At 44.8% G+C, this 1,866-nt stretch carries 1 pseudogene; it reads left to right on the forward strand.

Going from position 1 to position 1,866, the window contains the following annotated elements:
• Nucleotides 1-1,295 precede the first annotated feature (1,295 nt).
• A pseudogene (locus QVO97_RS04045) lies at nt 1,296-1,712 on the forward strand (NifB/NifX family molybdenum-iron cluster-binding protein); the annotation flags it as partial.
• Between the last annotated feature and the right edge of the window lie 154 nt (nt 1,713-1,866).

Here is a 1,866-nt window from a genome sequence, read left to right on the forward strand (position 1 = left end):
TCCGGGAAGCTCTTCTAAAAAGCGTTCCAGCTCCTCCATGAAACGCCGTCCCCCTGCTGCCAGCAAAACAAACAGCAGTATACACAGCAAAATCAACTCCACGCCCCCGATCACACCAATAGGAATGCCGATGGTGCGCCCGCGGAAGGAGATTCGCAGCCTTTTTTCAAGAAATGCCGCAGACGGGCGGAGAAAGAGTGCCATCAGGTAAGCCGCCAGAAACGGGAACACAAGTGGCAGCAGATACCGGAAACTTAAGTACACGCCCGCCGTGACTGCTGCTGTGAGAAATGCTTTTTTCTGTTTTCTGCTGAATGCCATCTTCGTAATTCCCACCTTCCCAATTTTTCTTTCTTCCATACACGGTTATGTTTCCATTTTGCCGCATCCATTCAAACCATCTTATCCGTCCAAATAAACATCATTTCACTAAACGAAAAACCACAGGAAACCGGCGTCAGCTCTCGCTTCTTCCGGCTCCTGCGGTCTCTTTTGTAAGCCCTCTTTAGTCGCTCCGGGGCTTACCCATGGACTCCGCCCATTTATGATTCGTACTTCCTTTGTACACGCTTTAGTATGAGCGGGTTGGAGGAAAATATACATAATTTTGTGCGTATGAAAATCAAACAAATCTGCCAAGCCAGAGCACTCATGTTTTTCCGTCCTCTCCCACCAATGACAACTTGAAATTTGCGCATTACCCACACGCCTCCACTCTATTTTTAGATTATTTCTTTAAATTCTTACAGTTTTTTTACTTTTCATTCTTTGTTCTTGCATATCCTTATACAATATGTTAGTATTTGCGTACAAAACACATCATTATTTTTTATAGTAATTGTTCCAATTTCGACCATATAGACAGTAACTCAAAAAATAAATATTTTCATCATAGGCGCCCCCAAATTTAGCATTTTTAAATCAAAGGAGGTATCTACCATGACATATAGACGAAATTTCTTTTCATATTTTAATTTCTTAGGGATATCGTTTTGCATCTTTATTGCATGGGCTTCTTATTTCGGCTATAAGAGCTTAGTAATAAATGGGCTTTTGGCATTCTTTGTATTCTGTGTATTAAAATGTGTCATGTTTGCAAAATTTAAAAATGATATACTGGAAAACGATACTCCCTTCCTATTTAAACTTTCTAATCATGTGTTCGGAATCATGTTCATTATCATGGACCTCTTTATTTTTTATATAAGTCGTTGATTTCCGAACAGGGAGAATCTCATTGCGACAGATGCCACCAGATGCAGAAATCAGGTGCCATCCCAAATAAACATACATCAAAAGGAGAATCTAGTATGAAACTTGCAGTCACCTATGAAAATGGACAAATTTTTCAGCATTTTGGTCACACCGAACAGTTTAAGATCTATGAAGTGGCTGACGGAAAAATCGTCAGCGAAGAAGTGGTCGATACGAACGGCAGCGGTCACGGCGCTTTAGCTGGTTTTCTGATGCAGCACGGGGTCGAGGCGCTGATCTGCGGCGGCATCGGCGGCGGAGCGCAGGCAGCTCTGGCCGAGGTCGGCATCAAGCTCTACGGCGGCGTCAGCGGTGAGGCGGATGCGGCGGTCCATGCGCTGTTAGCCGAAAACCTCGGATTCAATCCAGATGTTCAGTGTAGTCACCATAACCAGAAACACGGGGATGGCGGTCACACCTGCGGCAGCCACGGCTGCGGAAACCATGGCTGTCACTGATAAAAATTTTCGCTTCTAAATTTTACTCACAAATAACTTCGCTTACAGAGTGAACTGCGGTTCTGTGGAAAATTCCATCCGTTCTCCTGTCACCGGGTGAAGGAACGACAAGCGAACCGCACACAGCGCCAGCGGCTCGCGGCGGGCACGTCCC

Origin of the sequence: Clostridium sp. CAG:43 (assembly GCF_000434655.1) — a bacterium.
Taxonomy (GTDB): Bacteria; Bacillota; Clostridia; order Lachnospirales; family Lachnospiraceae; genus Otoolea; species Otoolea fessa.